The following is a 3078-nucleotide window of genomic DNA, read 5'->3' as shown; positions in this document are numbered from 1 at the left end:
ATGCAACTCGCCGCCCGCGCCCACCGCGCAGGCCTCGCCCTCACCGCCAAGGACATCTTCGTCCACAAAACCATCGCCAAACTCGCCCCCGCCGCACAGAACACCGACCCGGACGCCGGGACACCGCGCGCCGAGAACCTGGTGCGCATCGACGCGGACGAACTCGACGAGCTCGAAGCCCAGTGGGAGACATCACTGTGAGACAGACATCCCTGGAAGCGGTTCTGCCGCTCTCGCCGTTGCAGCAGGGCATCCTTTTCCACGCCCTCTTCGACGAGGGAGATGTCGAGGGCGGGCACGTCGACTTCTACACCGTGCAGACGCCCCTGGAGCTCGTCGGGGACCTCGACACCGAGGCGCTGCGCCGCTCCTGCGTCGCGCTGCCGGCACGGCACGTGAGCCTGCGGGCGGGGTTCCTGCGGCGGCGTTCGGGCGAGGCCGTCCAGGCGATCGCGCGGACGGTCGAGCCGGCGTGGGAGGAGATCGACCTCTCCGGCTTCGGCCCGGACGAGTGCCGGGTGCGGCTCGCCCGGGTGCTGGCCGAGGACCGGTCCCGGCGCTTCGACATGGCGAAGCCGCCCCTGCTGCGGTTCACACTGGTGCGGCTCGCGTCCGACCGGCACGTCCTGGTGCTCACCAACCACCACATCCTGCTCGACGGCTGGTCCCTGCCGCTGGTGCTGGCCGACCTGTTCCGCATGTACCGGGACGGCGGAGCGGCGGACGGTCTCGAGCCGCCCGCGTCGTTCCAGGACTACCTCGGCTGGCTCGCGGACCGGGACCGCGGCGAGGCCGAGCGGGCGTGGAAGGCCGCCCTGGCCGGTGTCGACGGAGCGACGCTCGTGGCGGAGGGCACGGGCACCGGCTCCTCCGTCCGACGCCAGCAGCGGCTCGTCGCAGAGCTCTCCGAGGCCGACACGGCCCGGCTCGTGTCCGCCGCCCGCTCGCGCGAGCTCACCACCAACACCCTGGTGCAGGGCGCGTGGGCGCTGCTGCTGACCGTGCTGACGGGCCGGCAGGACGTCGTCTACGGCAACACCGTCGCCGGACGCCCGCCGGAGCTCCCGGGCAGCGACCGCATGGTGGGCCTGATGATGAACACGGTGCCCGCCCGGGTCCGCGTCGACCCGGCCGAGCCGGTGGCTGACCTGCTGGCGCGCATCCAGCGCGAGCAGTCGGCGCTGACCAAGCACGACTACCTCGGTCTCGCCGACATCCACCGTGCCGTCGGCCTCACCGAACTCTTCGACACCACCGTCGCCTTCGAGAACGTCCCCGTCGAGCAGGCCGTCCGGGGCTCCGCCGTCCCGGGGCTCGCCGTCGGCATCATGCGGGACGCCGTCGACGACGCGTTCGAGGGCACGCACTACCCGCTGAGCCTGGCGGTCCACCCCGGCGACCGGCTCCGCTTCGAACTCAACCACCGTGACGACGTCTTCTCCGGCGAGGCGGCGGCCGACGTCCTGAAGCGCCTGTGCGCCCTGCTGCTGGACATCGCCGACCGGCCCGATGTGCCGGCGGGACAGCTGCCGCTGTGCTCGTACGCGGAGCGGCAGGAGATCCTGCGGGTGTCGAGCGGCCGGACCGCGGCGCACGCCGTGCGGACCCTGCCGGAGGTGTTCGAGGAGCAGGTGCGGGCCACGCCCGGCGCGGTCGCCGTCACCGACGGCACGACGCGCCTGACCTTCGCGCAGCTCAACGCCCGTGCCAACCGGCTCGCCCGGCTGCTCGTCGCCCAGGGCGCCGGACCTGGCGGTCTCGTCGGTGTCGCCCTGCCCCGTACCACCGAGGCGGTGGTGGCGATCCTGGCCGTGCTGAAGGCGGGTGCGGGCTACCTGCCGATCGACACCGAGCACCCGGTGGAGCGCATCGCGGCGGTGTGCGCGGAGGCGCGGCCGGCCTTCGTCCTGACCGCCGCGGCGACGGCGCACGCCGTGCCCGAGGGCGTGCGGGCGCTGCCGGTCGACGACACCGCGCTGCCCGAGGACGCGACGGACCTCGGCGACGGCGACCGCACCGGTGCGCTGCTCCCAGGCCACCTGGCCTACGTGATCTACACGTCCGGCTCCACCGGGCGGCCCAAGGGTGTCGCCGTCGAGCACCGCAACCTGGTCAACATGTTCCACAGCCACCGGGCGAACTTCTTCGCGCCGGAGCAGGCCCGGGCCGGCGGGCGGCCGCTGCGCGCCGCCCTCACCAACTCCCTGGGCTTCGACGCCTCGTGGAGCCAGCTGCTGTGGATGGTGGCCGGGCACGAACTGCACATCGTCGACGACATCGTCCGCAAGGACGCGCTGGCGCTCGTCGACCACGCGACGGGCGCGGCCATCGACGTCCTCGACACCACGCCGTCCGTGGCGCGCCAGATGCTGACGGCCGGCATGTTCGAGGCGTCGGGGCACCGGGTGAGCGTCCTCGCGCTCGGCGGCGAGGAGGTCGGGGACGATCTGTGGGCCGAACTCCACAGGGTGCCCGGCCTGTCGGTCTACAACCTGTACGGCCCCGCCGAGTGCACCGTCGACGCGATGCTCTGGCACGGCGACGGCTCCGCCCGGCCCGCGATCGGCGTTCCCGCCGACAACGTCCGGGTGTACGTGCTCGACGACTTCCTGCGGCCGGTGCCTGCCGGGGCGGTCGGTGAGCTGTACATCGCCGGGGACGGGGTCGCCCGCGGATACCTGGACCGCCCCGGGCTGACGGCCGAGCGGTTCGTGGCCGACGTGTTCGGCCCAGACGGCGCGCGGATGTACCGCACCGGTGACCTCGGGCGCCGGCGGCCGGACGGTGTCGTGGAGTACTGCGGCCGGTCGGACTTCCAGGTCAAGATACGCGGCCACCGCGTCGAACTGGGCGAGATCGAGGCCACGCTGGCAGCGGACCCGTCGGTGGGCCGGGTGGTGGCCGCGGTGCACACCGACGACGCGGGCGTACAGCGCATCGTGGGTTACGTGCAGCCCGCGCCCGGTGCCCGTGTGGAGACCGGCGCGCTGCGCGAGTGGGTGGCCGAGCGGCTGCCCGCGTACATGGTCCCCGCCGCCGTGACCGTGATCGACACCTTCCCCCTCACACCCAACGGCA

Annotated in this window: 2 protein-coding genes; both read left to right on the top strand. The window is 73.3% G+C overall.

Annotated elements, in window-relative coordinates:
- Positions 1 to 201, top strand: a 201-nt coding sequence (locus ACWD0A_RS34675; RefSeq protein WP_451304683.1) for a hypothetical protein, incomplete at its 5' end; no start/stop codon positions are given.
- Positions 198 to 3078: non-ribosomal peptide synthetase (locus ACWD0A_RS34670; RefSeq protein WP_451304682.1), on the top strand; the 2881-nt coding region annotated here is incomplete at its 3' end. The genes ACWD0A_RS34675 and ACWD0A_RS34670, both read left to right, overlap by 4 nt.

It is taken from the genome of Streptomyces sp. NPDC002867 (assembly GCF_053591895.1).
This window is presented reverse-complemented; position numbering and strand designations above follow the sequence as displayed.